This window comes from Rhodovulum tesquicola, assembly GCF_024128855.1.
GTDB classification, from domain to species: Bacteria; Pseudomonadota; Alphaproteobacteria; order Rhodobacterales; family Rhodobacteraceae; genus Rhodovulum; species Rhodovulum tesquicola.
In genome coordinates, this window is record NZ_JAMYDV010000004.1 from 152,514 (window position 1) to 170,507 (window position 17,994).

Annotated in this window: 15 protein-coding genes; 3 read left to right on the forward strand and 12 right to left on the reverse strand. The window is 66.8% G+C overall.

Features of this window, described 5'->3' with window-relative positions; genetic code table 11:
* Positions 1 to 297 precede the first annotated feature (297 nt).
* The gene (locus tag NHN26_RS06035) at positions 298 to 873 is read left to right on the forward strand and encodes a hypothetical protein (protein ID WP_253088603.1); all 576 of its coding nucleotides are present in this window, start codon (positions 298 to 300) and stop codon (positions 871 to 873) included.
* Here NHN26_RS06035 and NHN26_RS06040 read toward each other — a convergent pair.
* The 4 genes from NHN26_RS06040 to pncA all read right to left on the reverse strand — a co-directional run bounded on the left by NHN26_RS06040 (position 870) and on the right by pncA (position 7,441).
* Positions 870 to 3,581 carry a cation-transporting P-type ATPase gene (locus NHN26_RS06040; protein ID WP_435594180.1) on the reverse strand — a complete coding sequence of 904 codons (2,712 nt, stop codon included), beginning with the start codon at positions 3,579 to 3,581 and terminating at the stop codon, positions 870 to 872. The genes NHN26_RS06035 and NHN26_RS06040 overlap by 4 nt on opposite strands.
* Positions 3,582 to 3,630: 49 nt before the next feature.
* Complete coding sequence (locus NHN26_RS06045; RefSeq protein ID WP_253088605.1) at positions 3,631 to 5,352, reverse strand: cation:proton antiporter; 1,722 nt, start codon at positions 5,350 to 5,352, stop codon at positions 3,631 to 3,633.
* A 185-nt stretch (positions 5,353 to 5,537) separates the two neighbouring features.
* Complete coding sequence (pncB, locus tag NHN26_RS06050; protein ID WP_253088606.1) at positions 5,538 to 6,830, reverse strand: nicotinate phosphoribosyltransferase; 1,293 nt, start codon at positions 6,828 to 6,830, stop codon at positions 5,538 to 5,540.
* Between the two features lie 2 nt (positions 6,831 to 6,832).
* A complete protein-coding gene (pncA, locus tag NHN26_RS06055) occupies positions 6,833 to 7,441 on the reverse strand; it encodes a bifunctional nicotinamidase/pyrazinamidase (protein WP_132693293.1) in 609 nt (202 codons plus the stop codon).
* Positions 7,442 to 7,664: 223 nt separating this feature from the next.
* On the opposite strand from pncA, the gene NHN26_RS06060 reads away from it, so the two are divergent.
* Positions 7,665 to 8,351, forward strand: a complete 687-nt coding sequence (locus tag NHN26_RS06060; protein WP_253088607.1) for a hypothetical protein — start codon at positions 7,665 to 7,667, stop codon at positions 8,349 to 8,351.
* A 9-nt stretch (positions 8,352 to 8,360) separates the two neighbouring features.
* Here NHN26_RS06060 and NHN26_RS06065 read toward each other — a convergent pair whose 3' ends face one another.
* The gene (locus tag NHN26_RS06065) at positions 8,361 to 9,719 is read right to left on the reverse strand and encodes a vWA domain-containing protein (protein WP_253088608.1); all 1,359 of its coding nucleotides are present in this window, start codon (positions 9,717 to 9,719) and stop codon (positions 8,361 to 8,363) included.
* A complete protein-coding gene (locus NHN26_RS06070) occupies positions 9,716 to 10,834 on the reverse strand; it encodes an AAA family ATPase (RefSeq protein WP_253088609.1) in 1,119 nt (372 codons plus the stop codon). Before NHN26_RS06070 ends, NHN26_RS06065 begins: the two co-directional genes overlap by 4 nt.
* Positions 10,835 to 10,990: 156 nt before the next feature.
* Here NHN26_RS06070 and NHN26_RS06075 point away from each other — a divergent pair, with 156 nt between their 5' ends.
* Complete coding sequence (locus NHN26_RS06075) at positions 10,991 to 12,313, forward strand: ABC1 kinase family protein (protein WP_253088610.1); 1,323 nt, start codon at positions 10,991 to 10,993, stop codon at positions 12,311 to 12,313.
* A 54-nt stretch (positions 12,314 to 12,367) separates the two neighbouring features.
* Here NHN26_RS06075 and dxs read toward each other — a convergent pair whose 3' ends face one another.
* From dxs to pufB, 6 genes are all read right to left on the reverse strand, one after another.
* The gene (gene dxs / locus NHN26_RS06080; protein WP_253088611.1) at positions 12,368 to 14,287 is read right to left on the reverse strand and encodes a 1-deoxy-D-xylulose-5-phosphate synthase; all 1,920 of its coding nucleotides are present in this window, start codon (positions 14,285 to 14,287) and stop codon (positions 12,368 to 12,370) included.
* A gap of 188 nt (positions 14,288 to 14,475) precedes the next feature.
* The gene (gene pufC / locus NHN26_RS06085) at positions 14,476 to 15,570 is read right to left on the reverse strand and encodes a photosynthetic reaction center cytochrome PufC (protein WP_253088612.1); all 1,095 of its coding nucleotides are present in this window, start codon (positions 15,568 to 15,570) and stop codon (positions 14,476 to 14,478) included.
* Between the two features lies 1 nt (position 15,571).
* On the reverse strand, positions 15,572 to 16,543 hold the full coding sequence (gene pufM / locus NHN26_RS06090; RefSeq protein ID WP_253088613.1) for a photosynthetic reaction center subunit M: 972 nt from the start codon (positions 16,541 to 16,543) through the stop codon (positions 15,572 to 15,574).
* A gap of 2 nt (positions 16,544 to 16,545) precedes the next feature.
* Positions 16,546 to 17,406: a photosynthetic reaction center subunit L gene (gene pufL / locus NHN26_RS06095; RefSeq protein WP_253088614.1), complete on the reverse strand. Its 861-nt coding sequence runs from the start codon at positions 17,404 to 17,406 to the stop codon at positions 16,546 to 16,548.
* Between the two features lie 143 nt (positions 17,407 to 17,549).
* Positions 17,550 to 17,714 carry a light-harvesting antenna LH1, alpha subunit gene (pufA, locus tag NHN26_RS06100; RefSeq protein ID WP_132693284.1) on the reverse strand — a complete coding sequence of 55 codons (165 nt, stop codon included), beginning with the start codon at positions 17,712 to 17,714 and terminating at the stop codon, positions 17,550 to 17,552.
* Positions 17,715 to 17,730: 16 nt separating this feature from the next.
* A complete protein-coding gene (gene pufB / locus NHN26_RS06105; RefSeq protein WP_132693283.1) occupies positions 17,731 to 17,877 on the reverse strand; it encodes a light-harvesting antenna LH1, beta subunit in 147 nt (48 codons plus the stop codon).
* Between the last annotated feature and the right edge of the window lie 117 nt (positions 17,878 to 17,994).

Here is a 17,994-nt window from a genome sequence, read left to right on the forward strand (position 1 = left end):
CTGCTAGACGCGGCCACGCGGGCCGCATGCGGCGCATGGCCCGTCCTCCTCCTGCGGGAAAGTGTCAGGCCGTTCCTGCGCCCGGTCAAGCTAGCATGCGTGCGGGAGAACGATCTTGACGGCCGTCAATGCGCGGACAGGGCAGCAAGGCGGCGGCAGGGCGCCGGGATGGTGCGAGTCGACTCGGGGGCCGGGCAGGGCCGAAGCTGCGGATGCGACAGACCGTCGCTCGTGCATCGGCCGCAGCGGTGACCCATATGCGGCGGGCATCAAAACAACCAGAGAGGCGCGGGCAGGATGACTTCGGGACGGGATTTCTTCGGACGAGGGGGGCTGGCCGCGCTTGTGGTGCTGGTGGTCTATCTGCTGGTGCTGTCGGGCGTGCTGCTTGGCACGGCGGTGCCGCTTCTGGTCCTGCTGGCGGCGGCGGCGGTCGTGCTGATCCTTGCCTATCTGAAAAACCCCGACCGTTTCCACCGGCTGCTGGCCCGCCTTCGGGCCGCCTGGCAGGCGCGCCCCCGGCGCCGGCCCGCCCCGCCCCGCCCGGCGCCTGCCCCCCGCGCCGCACCGCTGCGCCAGGGGCTGGTCGCGACGGCGCCCGCGCGCAGCCCGGACATGGCCGACCGGCGCGGGCTGGCCTCGGGGTCGCCCCTGCTGCGGGCGCTTCTAGGCCGCGGCTGGCGCAGCCCGGCCGCCATGGCGCGGGATTTCCTGCTGATCGGCCTTGCGGGCGCGGCGCTGCTGCTGACCGGCCTCGCCCTGCCGGACTGGCCTTTGCTGTCCTGGCTGGGCAAGGTCTTCAGCATGCTGGGCGTCCTCGTCATGCTGATTTCATCGGGCGTGGTCTACTCCTACTGGCGCGGCCGCAGCTAGTCGCGCGACGGCGGGGCCGCCTGCGCCGGGCGCCGGAAGGCCAGCCGCATCTGTTTCTCGGTCTCGATCAGCGCAAAGAACAGCACCCCCACCGCGACGATCAGCACGCCGTCCCAGAACGGGATCGCCGCGGTGCCGAACAGCATCTGCAAGGGCGGCAGATAGGTGATCGCGAATTGCGCCGCCGTCACGGTGAGGACGCAGATCCACACCACCCGCGTACCCCTGGCCGCAGCCCAGGTCAGCGAGGTGCCGTGGATGTTGCGGATGAAGAACAGGTGGAAGATCTTCAGCACGACCAGCGTGTTCAGCGCCATGCTGCGGGCCACGTCCTGATCGTAGCCGCGGTCCAGCGCATAGGCATAGACGCCGTAGATCCCCGCCAGGAACAGCAGCGAGACCAGCACGATATGCCAGACCAGTTCGCCGGTCAGCAGCGGTTCGTCGCGCGGGCGGGGCGGGCGGCGCATGGTATTCGCCTCGGTCGGCTCGAAGGCCAGCGCGATGCCCAGCGTGACGGCCGTGATCATGTTGGTCCACAGGATCTGGACCGGGGTGATCGGCAGCGCCATGCCCAGCGCCAGCGCCAGAACGATGGTCATCGACTCGCCGCCATTGGTGGGCAGCGTCCAGCTTATGACCTTCTTGATGTTGTCATAGACGGTGCGCCCCTCGCGCACGGCAGCGGCGATCGAGGCGAAATTGTCATCGGCCAGCACCAGTTCCGAGGCTTCCTTGGCCGCCTCGCTGCCCTTCTGGCCCATCGCGATCCCGGCATCCGCACGCTTCAGCGCGGGCGCGTCGTTCACCCCGTCGCCGGTCATCGCCACGGTCAGCCCGCGCGATTGCAGCGCCGTCACCAGCCGCAGCTTGTGGGCGGGCGAGGTGCGGGCGAAGATGTCGGTCCCGACCGCGATCTCGGCCAGTTCAGCATCGTTCATCGCCTCTATATCGGCGCCGGTCAGAACGGTCTTGGTGTTCTTCAGCCCGATCTGCGCGGCGATGGCCTGCGCGGTGGCGGCATGGTCGCCGGTGATCATCTTGACCCTTATCCCGGCCTCGTGACACTCGGCCACCGCGGCAATCGCCTCGGGCCGGGGCGGGTCGATCAGCCCGATCAACCCGATCAGCGTCAGATGCCCATCCAGATCGGCGGTGTTCAGGATCGTGTGCTCCTGCGGCACGCTGCGCGCGGCAATGGCGATCACGCGCTGACCCTGCGCGGCCAGTTGCTCGACCATGTGATGCCAGTGCCCGGGGGCCAGCGGCTCGGTGCCGCCGCCCTCGGCCCGCTGGTCGGCGCACATGGCCAACACCGCCTCGGGGGCGCCCTTGACATGGATCGCGGCGTGGCCCTCGTGGTCGTGATGCAGCGTGGCCATGTAGCGATGCGCCGCATCGAAGGGGATCGCGTCGGTACGGGTCCAGGTGCGGAAGGGGTCGGGACCATCGCCCGTGATCTTGCCGGCCAGCGCCATCAGCGCCCCTTCCATCGGATCGCCCTCGACCCGCCAGCCCGCCTCGGCGCCATGCAGCACCGCATCGTTGCACAGCCCCGCGACATGCGCGAATTCCGTCAGAACCGCCTGCGCTCCGGCATCGGGATCATCGCCGTCAAGACGCACCCGCCCCTCGGGGGCATAGCCCTCGCCTTCGACCGCGTAGACCCGGGCGGCGGCGACAAGGCTTGCGGCCATCATCTCGTTGCGGGTCAGCGTGCCGGTCTTGTCCGAGCAGATCACCGAAACCGAGCCCAGCGTCTCGATCGCCGGAAGCCGACGGACGATGGCGTTGCGCCGCGCCATGGCCTGCACGCCCACCGCCAGCGTGATCGTCAGCACCGCGGGCAGCCCCTCGGGGATTGCCGCGACGGACAGGCCGACAACCGCCATGAACAGTTCGGAAAACTCCATGTGGCTGACGAAATAGCCATAGCCCAGCAGGCTCGCCGCCACGAGCAGGATGAACACCGTCAGCCATTTCGCGAAGATGTCCATCTGGTGCACCAACGGGGTGGTCAGCGTCTGGACCTCGGCCAGCATGCCGCTGATCTGGCCGATCTCGGTGCGCGCGCCGGTTTCGACGACGACCCCGCGGCCCGTGCCGGTAGCGATCAGCGTGCCCGAGAAAAGCATCGGCGTGCGGTCGCCCAGCGCGGCCCCGGCGGCTACGGGCTCGGTGCCCTTGTCGACCGGCACGGATTCGCCGGTCAGGATCGCCTCTTCGGCCTTCAGCCCGCGTGCCTCGATCAGCCGGATATCCGCGGGCACCCGGTCGCCCGCCTCGATCAGCACGATGTCACCGGGGACCAGTTCCGCGGCATCGACGCCGATCCGCCGTCCGTCGCGCAGCACCGCCGAGCGCGGCGCGAGCATGCCGCGGATCGCCTCCATCGCCTGTTCGGCGCGGCCCTCCTGGATGAAGCCGATGATCGCGTTGACGACGACGACCGCGATGATGACGCCGGTGTCGATCCAATGGTTCAAGGCGGCCGTAACCACCGCCGCGACCAGCAGGACGTAGATCAGCACGTTGTTGAACTGCAACAGGAAACGCTTGATCGCGCTGCGCCGGGGCGGCTCGGGCAGACGGTTCTCGCCATGGGAGTCAAGGCGGCGGCGGGCCTCGGCGGAACTCAGCCCGTCGGGGCTGGACTCGACCGCCGACAGCGCCTGCCGGGCGGACAGCGCGTGGAGGGATTGCGACATTTCGGGCATCCTGTCTCCTTTGGCGCGGACATGGTGAATGCGTGTCGGATCAGGCGGTCCGCAATTCCTCGCCGTCGATCTCGGGGATTTCGGTGCGCTCCGTTTCGGGAGCACCCGTCAGCAGTTCCACGGCCCGGTCGGCGGCGTCCTGAAACGGTTCCAGCACGATATCGGCGCCCGCGACGGTCAGCTCTTCGGTGTCCCTGGCCGTGTGCGAGGTGACCGCGATGCGCCCGCGAAAGCCCGCGGTCCGCGCAAGCTGGATCAGGGTCCGGCGGGTGTCCTCATGGCTGAGGCCGCCAACATGGATCGGTACGGTCGAAACGATCCAGTCGGCCCGCGCCAGCGGCAGTTCGCTCACGAATTCCGGGTCCGAGGCATCACCGTATTTCGCCCGGATCCCCAGCGCGCGGGCGCGGCGCACCGCCTGCGGGTTGAAATCGACCCCCAGCACCCTGACGCCGCGTTTCTGCAGCCGCACCGCGATGGCCGCGCCGAACCGGCCCAGCCCGAACACCAGCACCGGACAGCCGTCCTGGCCGACGACGCTGCCCCCATTCGGCTCGCGCGGGGTCCCGCGGCGCTCGAAGATACCCAGCACCGGCTCGAACAGCCGGTAAAGCTGATGCGAATAGGTGATCATGTAGGTCGAGGCCGCGATGGTCACCAGCCCGACCATGGTCACAAGGCCCAGCGCATCCTGCTGGACATGCCCCAGCCCCACGCCCATCGCGATGAAGATCAGCGAGAACTCGCTGATCTGCGCAACGGTCAGCCCGGCCAAGAAGCCGGTGCGCTTGCGGTAGCCCATGGCCCCCATGATGGCGAGCACGATCAGCGGGTTGCCGATCAGCACGAACAGCGAGAACACGATGGCGCCCGTCACATGCGCGCCCAGCAGCGACAGGTCGAGAGACGAGCCCAGCGCGATGAAGAAGAACAACAGCAGGAAATCCCGCAGCGGCGACAGCCGGGCCGCGATGGTCTCGCGATAGGGGGTCGAGGCCAGCGACACGCCCGCCAGCAGCCCGCCCACCTCCTTGCCCAAGCCGACGAAATCGCCGATCGCGGCGAAGATCGCGGCCTGCGCGATGGCGAAGATCACCAGCAATTCGGGCGCCCGCGCCAGCCGCTCGGTCAACGGGTTGGCGACATAGCGCACGAACAGGATCACCAGCGCCACCATCGCCACGCCCGAGGACAGCACCACCACGACCGACCCGCCGCCATGGCCGTCGGCCGCCGCGCCGATGCCGATGGCCGACAACACGATCATCGCCAGCACCACGACCAGGTCCTGCACGATCAGGAAGCCCAGCGCGATCTGGCCATGCAGGCTGTCGATCTCGCGCTTGTCCGACAACAGCTTGACGATGATGATGGTCGAGGAAAAGGTCAGAGCGACGGCGACGTAAAGGCTGGTGATATGGCCCAGCCCCAGCGCCAGCCCGATCAGGTAGCCGAAGATCGAGGTGAAGGCGACCTGTCCCAGCCCGGTCAGCACCGCCACCCCCCCGAGCGAGCGGATCAGCTTGACGTCGAGCTTGATGCCGACCAGGAACAGCAGCAGCGCGATCCCGAGCTGCGACAACAGGTTGATCTGTTCGTCGGAACGCACGAGGTCCAGCGCCGAAGGCCCGGCGATCAACCCTACCGCGATGAAGCTGACGATCAGCGGCTGACGCAGGATGATCCCCACAAAGCCGATCACCGCCGCCATGACCAGAAGCGAGGCGACTTCTCCGAAGGCCGAGTTGAGGATGATTTCCATCAGCTCACATGCCCCTTGCTTCGGTTTTCCCCGGACCGGAGTCGCGGCGCGTCGGGAGATGGCGCACGGACCGCCGGCCTAGTGTGAGATACCGTTGCAGGGCATTTTTGAAAACCTCTTGACGCGATTTCCGTGCAAACCGGACGCGAAAAAGGCGATCTCGCCCGGTGGGGACGGGGCGGCGGTCAGACCACGACGTCGAGCGGGCGCTGCGCTCCCACATCGAAGACACGCTTGTAACGCGCGACCTCGTCCGCTGGCCCCATCGCCTTGTTGGGGTTGTCCGACAGCTTGACCGTCGGCCGACCATTCGCGCTGACGGCCTTGCAGACCAGCGAGAAGGGCGCCAGCGTGTCACCCGGCACCAGCCCGCGGAAATCATTGGTCAGCAACGTGCCCCAGCCAAAGCTGATCCTGGCGCGCCCCGCGAACCGGGCGTGCAGGTCGGTGATGACGTCCACATCCAGCCCGTCCGAGAAGATGATCAGCTTCTTGCGCGGATCCTCGCCGCGTTCGGTCCACCAGGCGATCGCGGTCTCGGCGCCTTCGACGGGATCGCCGGAATCCACCCGGATCCCGGTCCAGCCCGCCAGCCAGTCGGGCGCGTGCTGCAGAAAGCCCCTGGTGCCGAACGTGTCGGGCAGGATGATGCGCAGGTTGCCGTCATGCTCCTCGTGCCAGTCGGCCAGCACCCTGTAGGGCGCCTGGCGCAGATCATCGTCGGTCTCGGCCAGCGCGGCATAGACCATGGGCAGTTCGTGGGCATTGGTGCCGATCGCCTCGATATCGCGGCGCATCGCGATCAGGCAGTTCGAGGTGCCGACGAATTTCGGCCCCAGCCCCTCGATCATCGCCTGAACGCACCAGTCCTGCCACAGGAAGGAATGCCGCCGCCGCGTGCCGAAATCGGCCAGTTTCAGCCCCTCGACGGGGCGTAGCCGCTCGATCTTTTCCCAAAGCTTGGTCATCGCCCGGGCATAGAGCACCTGAAGCTCGAACTTGCCCATCGCCTGCAACACCGCGCGCGAGCGCAGTTCCATCAGCACGGCGAGTGCGGGGATTTCCCACATCATCACCTCGGGCCAGCGCCCTTCGAAGGTCAGTTCATACTGGCCGTCGCGCTTTTCCAGGTGATAGGGTGGCAGTTGCAGCCCCTCGTACCATTCCATGAAATCGGGGCGGAACATCTGCCGCTTGCCGTAAAAGGTATTGCCGCGCAGCCAGGTGCTTTCGCCGCGGGCCAGCCGCAGGGTGCGGATATGGTCAAGCTGCTCGCGCAACTCGCCCTCGTCGATCAACTCGGCCAGCCGGATATCGGTGGTGCGGTTGATCAGGCTAAAGGTCACCTGCGTGTCGGGCCGGTTCCGAAAGACCGACTGACACATCAGCAGCTTGTAGAAATCCGTATCGAGCAGCGAGCGGACAATCGGGTCGATCTTCCAGTGGTGGTTGTAGACCCGCTTGGCGATGTCCAGCATTCTCAGGGCTCCAGCACGATATGCGCATCCAGCATCGCCTGGCGCGCATCTTCCAGCGAGCCGTTCAGGTCGATGCCGCGGCACGCCCCCTCGATCACCGTCACGCGATAGCCCAGACGCGCGGCATCGAGCGCCGAGTAGAGCACACAAAAATCCGTGGCAAGTCCCACCAGCGTCAACTGGTCGATCCCGCGCGCCGTCAGAAAATCGTCAAGCCCGGTGGGCGTCTCGTGATCGTTCTCGAAGAAGGCCGAATAGCTGTCGATCCCGGGGCGAAAGCCCTTGCGCACGACATGGTCGGCCAGCGTGAGGTCGAGATCGGCATGGAAGGCCGCGCCCGGCGTGTCCTGCACGCAATGGACAGGCCACAGGATCTGCGGACCATAGGGCATCTCGACCACCTCGTAGGGCTGCTTGCCCGGGTGGCTGGCCGCAAAGGACGCGTGGTCGGCCGGGTGCCAGTCCTGGGTCAGCACGCGGGTCTGGAACTCGTCCATCAGCGTGTTGATCCGCGGCACCACGTCTTCGCCACCGGGAACGGCAAGCGCGCCCCCGGTGCAGAAATCGTTCTGCACGTCGATCACGATCAGGGCTTCGTTGGCGGGTCGCATGGGCCGTCCTCCGGTCGCTGTCGGTCTTCGGGGTTAAGGGGGCGCCCCCCTTTGGTCAATGCCCCGCTCTTGCCGCACCCGGCGGGGCGGGCCGCCGGGCCCGGACTCGACCGTCAGGTTAGCAGGGGCCGGGCGGCGCGTCGAATCCCTGCCGGGCACCGGGCTGGACGGCGGGCCGGGCGGGGCTAGAGTTATTCGTCTCCGACATAGCAGAGGCTGCGCCATGCTTCACGTCATCACGCCTTCGACCGTGTCCAGCCCCTCGACCATGAAGATCCGCAAGGTGCCGCGGGGGCTTTTCGCGCATGGATTCTCGGTCCTGCCGCGGGGCTCGTTCGGCAGTCCGCTTTACCGAAGGATGGTGGTCGAGGTCTCGTTCCTGCGCTATCTCCTGGCGCTCAGTCCGTTCCCGGTCCTGATCCTGATGCTGCCCGAACATGCGCTGGCGATCGGTCAGGCGCCCGCGCTGATGTTCCTGGTGGTCTATCTGGTCGAATCCCGCGTGCTTTCGGTCGACAACCCCGAACGCCGCCGCCGCCTGATGCCCGAGGAAGAGGCCGAGCGCGGCGCCGACATTGCCCGCGCGCGGGGCCGCGAGATCCTGACCCGGATCGCCGCGAAACGGGGGCTGAAGGCGGGCGAACTGCATCTGGTGATCGAACAATCCGCACTGGCCCGGATTTCGCCGCTGACCTTCGTTTCGGTGCAGTCCGACGTGCCCGAGCCGCATGTTCTGGATCTGGACGACGAGGAACGCGGGCTGATCGAGACAACGCTGTTCGATGCCGAGTTCACCGAGCAGCGCATGCACATCACCAGCCTCGCGCTGGGCCGGTTCCTGCATGACGTCACGCTGGAGACGAAGGGCGTGTCGGCCCATGCGCGGCTGGAGGCGCTGGCGACCGCCTGAGCGGCCACATCAGCGCGCAAGGCTCAGGACGCGACCGAAAGGCGCACCCGAGGGCGGCGGATCGCCCGGCACGGCCCAGATGATCGGCAGCCGCCGTCGGGGGACAGGGCCAAAAGGCCCCTCAAGGTCGGTCAGGATCACCACCGCCGAAGGGTCAAGCGCCAGCGCCTCGTCCATCACCTGGATGAAGGAGGTGCCGCCGTCGCGGGTGAACAGGATGTCGGTGATCCGCTTTTCCCAGGCCGCCCCCCCCATCACCACGCGGCTGCGCACCTCGGTATCGAAGACCAGCACATGGGTTTCGGCCCCCGTGCGCTTGGCGATGGCGCCCAGCTCGGCCGCGAATTTTGCCAGAAGCGTGCCATCGACCGAGCCCGAACTGTCGATGCCGACCACGATCCGGGGAATGTCGCGGTCGCGCAGGATGCCCGGCTCGAAGGCCGGATCGGGACCACCATGGGCGCGGGCATCGGCATCGCGGGCCAGCCAGCGCCGCGCGGGCCGTGTGGCCAGCGGCCGGGGGCTGGACAGGACCGCGCGGCTGACCAGCCCGCGCAGCAGCACCTCCCATGGGGTGTGGACCTCGGGCAGATCGGCCAGCCGGTGACCCAGCGCGCCGATGCCATGCCCGGCCAGCCGGCCCGCCTCCATCGCGCGGGCGACACGCTGGCGCCACTCGGCATCCTCCTCGCGGCCCGCGCCGTCGTCACGATCGTCCCGCGCGCTGTCCAGATCGGGGGCAAAGGCCATCTGGTCGGCATAGGCTCGCGCCGCATCCGCCAGCGCACCGCCGGGGCGCGGCTTCTCGCCGCCGGTGCCGCCCTGCCCGCCCGTCCGCCCGCCGCCGCTGGCCACGCCCTTGTCGCCGGGCCTTGTGGTCCGGGTCGCCGCATTGTCCTGCATCAGCGCGATGTAGAGCCGTTCGGCATCGTATTTCGTGACAGCATCCTGGCCGGAAATCTTCTCGCGCGTGGTGGCCAGCAACAGCCCCGTCAGCCGCACCGCGGGCCGCGGCAGGATGAAACCGGTCAGCATCAGCGTCTCGTTCACGATGGCATCGGTGGCGAGGTTGAACAGATCCTCGTCGAACCGGTCGCCGAAGCGCAGATACATCGCGTGCGACCGCGGCGAGTGGCGAAAGGCGATGTGCAGGATGTGGTGGGCGGCAAGGCCGATCTGCTCGGGCAGGCTCAGCGCCTCGAAATCGGCGCCGTAATGGATCGCGCGGCCATCGGTCCAGGCCGCCCCCTCGCGCCGGTCGCTGTCAAGATGGGTGCACCACAGCGCCAGCGCGGCAAAGGCCGGGTCCTGTACGGCAAGCTTGGTCAGCGCCCGCCGCGCCCGGGTGGAATGACGCAGCGGCGTCACGCGAGCCCGGCCTCCTTGCGCTCGGCCGCGTAGGAGCGATAGGCGTCATGGCCAAGGAAGCGTTCGCCCAGTCCCAGATCCAGCCCCTTGCGGATCAGCCCCTCGAACCCGTAGGTGCACAGCTCGGACAGCGGCATGCGCTTGAACTCCTCCTCCTCGCGAAGCCGGGCAAGCTGGCGGATATCGGCCATGATGTCGATCACTCCATTGACGTTGCGCCCGTCCAGAATCCCGATCAGCCCATAGATCAGCGCGTTCAGCCCGTGCATCGAGACGGGATAAAGCCTGATCCGCTCCTTGCGGTCGGCCTCCAGCATGTCCTGCACCTGCACGGTGGCGGAAATGTCGTCGGCGATCATCGCGAACTCGGCGGCGACGGCCTCGCCCACCGTGCCCGCGACCAGCACGTTGCGCATCCGCCGGTCGGGCACGGCGCGCAGGATCTGGCCGACGCGTTCCCAACTGCGCGGCGTCGTGGCGATCAACTGGCCCTCGGCAACCGTGCGTTCCGTCGTGTCCAGCAGGTCGGGCCGGGTCTTGATGAAGGCGACGACCGTGGGGTGCAGCCCGCGCGGCACCGCGTAATTGTCCAGCCAGTCGGCGGCGGCGGCCTGAACATGCAGGTGGATCAGCCGGTCCGACAGCGCGGTGTTCATCTGGTAGGCAATCGCGCCATCCTCGACCGTGTTGCCCGCCGCAACGATGAAGACATTGCCCGGCAGCTTGTGGCGCCCCACCCGGCGTTCCTGCAACAGCCCGTAGACCGTGGGTTGCAGCATGGGCGAGGCGGCGGTCAACTCGTCCAGAAACAGGATCGAGGGATGCTCGGGATCGTCGGGCAGATCCTCGGGGCGGTACCACTTGGTCTTTTGCGCCTCGTGATCGTAATAGGGCAACCCGCGCAGGTCCTGCGGCTCGATCGTGGTCAGGCGAAGATCGAACAGCCGCGCGCCGATCTCGTCCGCCAGTTGCTCGACCACCTGCGTCTTTCCGACCCCCGGCCGGCCGTGCATCATGTAGGAGGCCAGCATGTGCCCCCCCGCCTGTGCCTGCCAGCCCGCGCGCAGCACATCAAGCGCCTCGCCGGCCGAAACGATCATCGCATTCACACTCATGGCCTGACCCGTCCTGCCTGTCTGTTCCCGTCAACCTAGGGCGGTCGGCGCCGGGATCACGCCCGCCGCGTTGCGGGCGCGGGTTTTGTGCCTATGTCACTGCGGGCGCCAGCCCGTCGCCCTATGCTCGCCCCTCACCCCCCGAAGGAACGCACCATGACCCAGCCGAAACCCGACGCCCGCGCCCTTGCCGTTCCCTCCGGGCGGCTGACCCGGCTTGCCCGGTTCGGCGCGCTGACCTCTTCCGTCGCGGGCAACATGGCGCTGGCGGGCGCACGGCAGGTGGCGCAGGGCAAGCGGCCGCGCGCGGCCGATCTGCTGATGACGCCCGCCAATGCGCGGCGCGTGGCCGACCAGCTTGCGCAGATGCGCGGCGCGGCGATGAAGGTGGGGCAACTGATCTCGATGGATGCGGGCGACATGCTGCCCCCCGAACTCGCCGAGATCATGGCCCGGCTCAGGGCGGATGCGCATCACATGCCGGGCGGACAGCTGAAGAAGGTGCTGACCGACGCCTGGGGCGCGGACTGGCTGAAGCGGTTCGACAGGTTCCAGGTCCGGCCCATCGCCGCGGCCTCGATCGGGCAGGTCCATCGGGCCCACACGAAGGACGGGCGCGATCTGGCGATCAAGGTGCAATATCCCGGCGTGCGCCGGTCGATCGATAGCGACGTGAACAACGTGGCCGCGCTGATGCGGCTGTCCGGCGTGATGCCCCGGGAACTCGACATCGCGCCGATGCTGGACGAGGCCAAGCGCCAGCTTCACGAAGAAGCCGATTACGAGCGCGAAGGCCGCTACATGCGCCGGTTCGGCGACTTGCTGGCGGATGCAGCCGATTTCGTGGTGCCGGGGCTTCAGCCGGACCTGACCACGCCCGACATCCTGGCGATGGATTTCGTCGAGGGCATGCCGATCGAGACGCTGGCCGAGGCCCCGCAGGCGGAACGCGACCGGGTGATGGGCCTGCTGATCGGGCTGTTGTTCCGCGAACTGTTCGAGTTCCGGCTGATGCAGACCGACCCGAATTTCGCCAATTACCGCTATCAGCCTGACACGGGGCGGATCGTGCTTCTGGATTTCGGCGCCTCACGCGACTTTGGCCCCGAAATGGCCGAACAATTCCGCGCGCTGATGGCGGCGGGGCTGGCGGGCGAGCGGGCGGCGATGCGGCACGCGATTCTCGATATCGGCTTCTTCGCCGAAGATACGGCGGCGCATCACCAGGAGACGATGCTGGCCATGTTCGAGATGTCGATGGAACCCCTGCGCCGTCCCGGCGCGTTCGACTTCGCCAGTACCGATCTGGCGCTGCGGATGCGGGATGCGGGGATGGAACTGGGGGCCGACCGCGACTTCTGGCACATCCCGCCGATGGACACGCTGTTCATCCAGCGAAAGTTCGGCGGCATCTACCTGCTGGCCAGCCGCCTGAAGGCCCGCGTCGACCTGCGCGCGATCATCGAGCGGCATGTCTGAAACGCAGAACGGCCCCGCCTGGGACGGGGCCGTCCGCTGTCGTTTTCCTCGACCTCAGCCTGCCGCGCTGCCGAACCGCGCCGCCGCGATGCCCAGAACCTCGAGCCCGGTATTGGCGATGTCCTGCGCGGTCAGCCCGGCCTCGGCATACATCCGCGCGGGGCTGTCCTGTTCGATGAAGGCGTCGGGCAGGGTCATGGTCCGCACCGGCAGACCGCGGTCCAGCCGCCCGGTCCGCGCCAGCCAGTGCAGCACCATCGCGCCGAAACCGCCCTCGGCGCCGTGCTCGACAGTCACTAGCGCCTCGTGCTCCCTGACCAGACGCGCCACCAGGTCGGTGTCGAAGGGCTTGGCAAAGCGGGCATCGGCCACGGTGACCGAGATACCGCGCGCCTCCAGCTCTTCGGCGGCCTTCAGGCAGTCGATCAGCGGCGCGCCCAGCGACAGCAGCGCGAGTTTCGTGCCTTCCCTGACGATCCGGCCCTTGCCGATTTCCAAGATCCGGCCGCGTTCCGGCATCTCGACGCCGATCCCCTCGCCCCGCGGATAGCGGAAGGCGATGGGGCCCTCGTCATAGGCCGCGGCGGTCGCGACCATATGGACCAGTTCCGCCTCGTCACCCGCGGCCATCACGGTCATGCCGGGCAGGTTCGACAGGAACGCCACGTCGAACGCCCCCGCATGGGTCGAGCCGTCCGCGCCGACAAGCCCGGCCCGGTCGATGCAGAACCGCACGGGCAGCTTTTGCAGCACCACGTCATGCACGATCTGGTCGTAGCCGCGTTGCAGGAAGGTCGAGTAGATCGCGCAGAAGGGTTTCAGACCCGACGCCGCCATCCCGCCCGCGAAGGTCACCGCATGCTGTTCGGCGATGCCCACGTCAAAGACCCGCTGCGGAAACCGGCCCTGCATGATGTCGAGCCCGGTGCCCGAGGGCATCGCCGCGGTGATCGCCACCACCTTGGGATCGCGCGCGGCCTCGTCGGTCAGGGTCTTGCCGAAGACCGCCGTATAGCTGGGCGCGTTCGGCTGGCTTTTCGCCTGCGCGCCCGAGGCCACGTCGAATTTCGACACGCCATGGCCGCGGTCGGCCGAGGTTTCGGCCGGATGATAGCCCTTGCCCTTGACGGTGCATACATGGATCAGCGTCGGCCCCGAGGCCCGCGCCCGTGCGGCGCGCAGGACGGTCAGCAACTGGCCCATGTCATGCCCGTCGATCGGGCCGATATAGTCGAAGCCCAGTTCCTCGAACAGCGTGCCGCCACCGGGAAAGCCGGTGACCAGTTGCCGGGCGCGGCGCGCACCTTCGCGGATAGGCCCCGGAAGAACGGCCTCGAAATCCTCGGCCATGTCCTTGAGCTTGCCCAGCGGCGTGTCCGTGTAGAGGCCCGAAAGATATCTCGACATCGCGCCGACCGGGGGTGCGATGGACATCTCGTTGTCGTTCAGGATCACGAAAAGCCGCGATTTCAGGTGGCCCGAATGGTTCAGCGCCTCATAGGCCATCCCCGCCGAGATCGAGCCATCGCCGATGACCGCGATGGCGTCGCCCGTCGGCTGGCCCATCTCGCGGCCCATGGCAAAGCCCAGCGCCGCCGAGATCGAAGTCGAACTGTGCCCCGCGCCGAAGGCGTCATATTCGCTTTCCGACCGCTTGCAGAACCCGGCCAGCCCGCCGCCCTGGCGCAGCGTGTGCATACGGTCGCGGCGGCCGGTGAGAATCTTGTGGGGATAGCATTGGTGGCTGACATCCCAGACCAGCTTGTCAAAGGGGGTGTTGAAGACCGCATGCAGCGCCACGGTCAGTTCCACGACGCCCAGCGACGAGCCCAGATGGCCGCCGGTCTGCGCGACCACGGAAATCACCTCTTGCCGGACGTCCCGCGCCAATTGGGTCAGGTCGGCCTGGCTCATGCCCTTCAGGTCGGCCGGACCGGCAACGCGGTCCAGCATCGGGGTCGGGGGCTTGGTCATTGGTCTTCTCCCGCGCGTTTCTCTTCATAAAAAAGCGCCGTGTGGACACGTCTCCACACGGCGCCAGTGTCCTGTGTCTGACAGGAAGGGAACCGGGGTGTGGAGGCCCCGAATACCGGGCCCCGCAAGGGACCCGATCGCGTTCGGCCGGGCGGCTTGCGATGCGCGCCGCCCGGCCGGAATTCACGTCACTGCACCGGGCTGGCCAGTTCCGGCCACTCGGCAACCATGTCGCGGCCGTTCAGCGGGCTGATCACCTCCATATGGCAGGTCATGCAGTTCACCTTGGCGGACTCGCGACCCAGAATCTCCGAGCGGGGCTCGTAGATGTTCTGGTTAATGTCGATCGTCATCTGCTGCGCCAGCGTCGTGATCGACCAGGCCGGGGTGACCTGGGTCGCGTCGTAGAAGGCGCGCGTGTTGTGGCAGAAGACGCAGCCGACATCGAGCGCGTTCGACTGATGGTTCATCAGCGAGAAGGTGCGCTCGGCATCCTGCCAGGTCGGATCGCCCGGCTGCTGGGCGACGCGGCTTTCAAGGTCGTGGACCTTGATGTTCTCGCCGTCCAGCAGGAACTTCTCGACCGCATCCACCGGAAGCGAGGTGAACTCGCTCTGGGTGTATTTGTGGACGAAGGCGGTCGTCCCGGCACGCTCATAGGTCAGCAGCCGGTTCTGGATCCCCGCCCAGCCCGACGCGGCCGAGTTGACCACGCCGGCCTTGAGCCACGATCCCGGAGGCGTCGGCTGTCCACGGTGGCAGGTGTAGCAGTTCACCCCCTTGCCGTCGGACGCCAGGTTGTGGGTATCCCAGTCGGTGTTGAGATACTGGGTGGCCTCGACGCAGCTTTGCGTGATCGCCAGCGTGGTCTCGTCGACCTCGCCATTGTCATACAGAACCACGGGCGCGCCAACCCAGGCGCTCATCGCCTCCTGCAGCCGGTCAAAGCTGCTTTGCGGCAGGTCGCCGAAGGCGATGACGGTTTCGCCATACGCCTCGGCCGCCGTCGGCTCGCCTTCCTGAGCCTCGGGCCGTGCGAACGCCTCATACGTTTCCTCGTAGGGATCGTATTGCGGGTTGTCCTTCACGAACTTGGACACGTCCATGCCGATACCGCGCGGGCCGGTCTGGTAGTCGACTGTCTTGTAGGGGTTGTCGAAGGCCACGATGATCGCGGTGATCGCCGCCGCCCCGCCCACGACCCCTGCAAGGATACCGGGCCCGATCAGATCGGTGGGGTTGTCTTCACTCCACTTGAAGAACCATTTCGGGAGTTTCAACATGTCAGCCTCCTGTCCGCCCGGTATAGGCTTCGTAGCCATAGGGCTCCATGTATTCCGGAGCGAAGTTGTGCTCCTGAGCCCAGATGAACCAGTTGTCGACAACCGTGCCGGTCAGCAGGATGCCGATCCCGCCCGTGATCGGGGTGAGAACCGCAAACCACCAGGCCCAGCGGTGGATACCTTCCATCGTGGCGTTGAAGCCCATGGTCCAGCGCCAGAACAGCGCCGCGCGTTCGGCCGCGGTGCCGCGGTCGTAGATCTGCTCCAGTTCGCGGTCGCCGCCGAAGCGGGTCACGGCGAGAATGGTGCCGCCATGCATCGCGAAGAGCAGGGCAGAGCCATAGAGGAACGCGATCGAAAGCGCGTGGAAGGGGTTGTAGTAAAGGTTGCCGTAGCGGATCGAGAAGGCCGTGGTCCAGTCGAGGTGCGGGAAGATGCCATAGGGCACCATCTCCGACCAGCTGCCCATCAGGATCGGGCGGAAGAAGCCCAGCACCATGAACAGCCAGATCGCGGCCAGGAACGCCCAGGCAATATGCTTGCCCATCTTGTGCTCGGCAGCCAGCGCATAGGTGCGCCACCACCAGGCCCAGACCGAGATCAGCAGGAAGAAGCTGGCGATCATGTACCAGCCGCCATCGCTGAGCGGCGGAATGCGCAGGCCGTATTCCGGGCTGGGCGGTTCCAGCGCCAGCCAGAAGCCCTGACGCAGGAACTGGACGATCGAGTAATCGACCTGCGCCAGCATGTTGAACCCGATGATGAAGAAGGCGGTGAAGCCGGCGAAGATCGAGATCACACCTGCATAACCCAGATAGATCGGGCCGAGCTGTGCGTTGCCGAACCAGCCGAGGATCGGGAAGTTGCCGACGCCGCCGACCCGCTCCTCCATCATGTTGTTCTCGTTGTCCATGCCCCAGTCACCGGAGCCGGCAACCTGGACCTGGGTGAAGATGTTCTGATACTCAGCCATGGTTACATAACTCCTTGGCCTGCGCCGGCGGCCTCGATATCGGGCCAGATCGGCATGTTGCTCCACCAGGTCCACCACTCGGGCCAGCCTTCGGTCCAGAGCGGACCGGAGATGATGATGCAGACGGCCGAGAAGAAGACCGCGTTGATCGCCAGCAGCCAGCCAAGCCGGTGAATCCCGAGCGTCCCGACCGAGTAACCGATGAGGTCACGGAAGAACGTGTCTTCGTGGTCGGGGGTCTTGGCTTCTTCGCCCTTTTCCGGGTTGCAGGCCGACAGGATCAGACCGCCATGCAGAGCCAGCGCCAGACAGGTGGCGAAGAACAGCGACACGCCGAGCATGTGGAACGGGTTGTAGTGGAAGTGCAGGTAGGCGTAGCCGGTATTCGACACCCAGTCGAGGTGGCTGAAGATACCGTAGGGGAAGCCATGACCCCAGGCGCCCAGAAGCAACGGGCGGAACACAACGAGGGTAACATAGGCCAGGATCGCAACGCTGAACGCGATCGGAACGTGGTAGCCCATTCCGAGTTTGCGGCAGATTTCGACTTCCCTGAGCGCCCAGCTGACGAACGCGCCGATGGCGCATACGGTGATGAATTGCCAAAGCCCGCCCTCGGCCAGCGGCGCGATGCCCAGACCATGCGAAAGGTCAGGCGGCGCAACGTGGATCGTGAACGGGTTGAAGGTTCCTTGCAGGGACGCGCTGTAGAAGATCAGCGCGGTCCCAAGGGTGGCGAAAAAGGCGGTCGTCACTCCGAAGAAGCCTACGTAGAAAGGCCCCACCCAAAAGTCGAACAGATCGCCACCGATGAGCGTCCCTCCACGGACGCGATACTTTCTCTCAAAACTGAGCAGTGCCATCGTCTGTCTCCGCAAATGGCGGCCGTGTCCGTGAGGGGCCTCAGCCGTCCTTGTTCTTCGAGGTCGCCGCGGGCGGGAGATCGGGGCTCCCGCCCGCGGCGCTGATGTCACTTCCAGTGCTGTCCACCGGAAGGCCGGGCGGCTTACGCGCCAGCGGCCTTCTCGGCGGCGACGTTCAGCCAGTTGAAGTAGGGGTTGCTGAGAACGAAGAGGTGAATCATCACCGCAACCAGGAAGAGGAAGACGCCCTGCGCGACAAGCACGCGACGGGGGTCGAAAATCATCCAGACTTTATAGAACTTGGCCATTTTTCAGGTCCCTCTCTCAGAGCCACGGACGCCAGATGTACACTGCCAGGTGAGCGAAAACGGCAACAGCCGAGAACAGCCAAAGCCCGCTCATGTAGACAGCATGCACTTCCTGCGCCTGCTCATCGGTCAGACCCGAGAACGACAGGTCAGATTCAGCCATAAACTTTCCTCCGGATCGTCAGACTGATGCCGCGCGTCCCGGCGGCCGGGTTCCAGCAGAGCGTCATGCCCTGCCAGCTACTCGCCCACCCGGGGGGGATGGACGAATTCGGGTTTG

Excerpts from the sequence above, each read along its gene's own strand:
- NHN26_RS06035 (WP_253088603.1), top strand. The coding sequence starts at position 298 with ATGACTTCGGGACGGGATTTCTTCGGACGAGGGGGGCTGGCCGCGCTT.
- NHN26_RS06040 (WP_435594180.1), bottom strand. The coding sequence starts at position 3,581 with ATGTCGCAATCCCTCCACGCGCTGTCCGCCCGGCAGGCGCTGTCGGCG.
- NHN26_RS06045 (WP_253088605.1), bottom strand. The coding sequence starts at position 5,352 with ATGGAAATCATCCTCAACTCGGCCTTCGGAGAAGTCGCCTCGCTTCTG.
- pncB (WP_253088606.1), bottom strand. The coding sequence starts at position 6,830 with ATGCTGGACATCGCCAAGCGGGTCTACAACCACCACTGGAAGATCGAC.
- pncA (WP_132693293.1), bottom strand. The coding sequence starts at position 7,441 with ATGCGACCCGCCAACGAAGCCCTGATCGTGATCGACGTGCAGAACGAT.
- NHN26_RS06060 (WP_253088607.1), top strand. The coding sequence starts at position 7,665 with ATGCTTCACGTCATCACGCCTTCGACCGTGTCCAGCCCCTCGACCATG.
- NHN26_RS06070 (WP_253088609.1), bottom strand. The coding sequence starts at position 10,834 with ATGAGTGTGAATGCGATGATCGTTTCGGCCGGCGAGGCGCTTGATGTG.
- NHN26_RS06075 (WP_253088610.1), top strand. The coding sequence starts at position 10,991 with ATGACCCAGCCGAAACCCGACGCCCGCGCCCTTGCCGTTCCCTCCGGG.
- dxs (WP_253088611.1), bottom strand. The coding sequence starts at position 14,287 with ATGACCAAGCCCCCGACCCCGATGCTGGACCGCGTTGCCGGTCCGGCC.
- pufC (WP_253088612.1), bottom strand. The coding sequence starts at position 15,570 with ATGTTGAAACTCCCGAAATGGTTCTTCAAGTGGAGTGAAGACAACCCC.
- pufM (WP_253088613.1), bottom strand. The coding sequence starts at position 16,543 with ATGGCTGAGTATCAGAACATCTTCACCCAGGTCCAGGTTGCCGGCTCC.
- pufL (WP_253088614.1), bottom strand. The coding sequence starts at position 17,406 with ATGGCACTGCTCAGTTTTGAGAGAAAGTATCGCGTCCGTGGAGGGACG.
- pufA (WP_132693284.1), bottom strand. The coding sequence starts at position 17,714 with ATGGCCAAGTTCTATAAAGTCTGGATGATTTTCGACCCCCGTCGCGTG.
- pufB (WP_132693283.1), bottom strand. The coding sequence starts at position 17,877 with ATGGCTGAATCTGACCTGTCGTTCTCGGGTCTGACCGATGAGCAGGCG.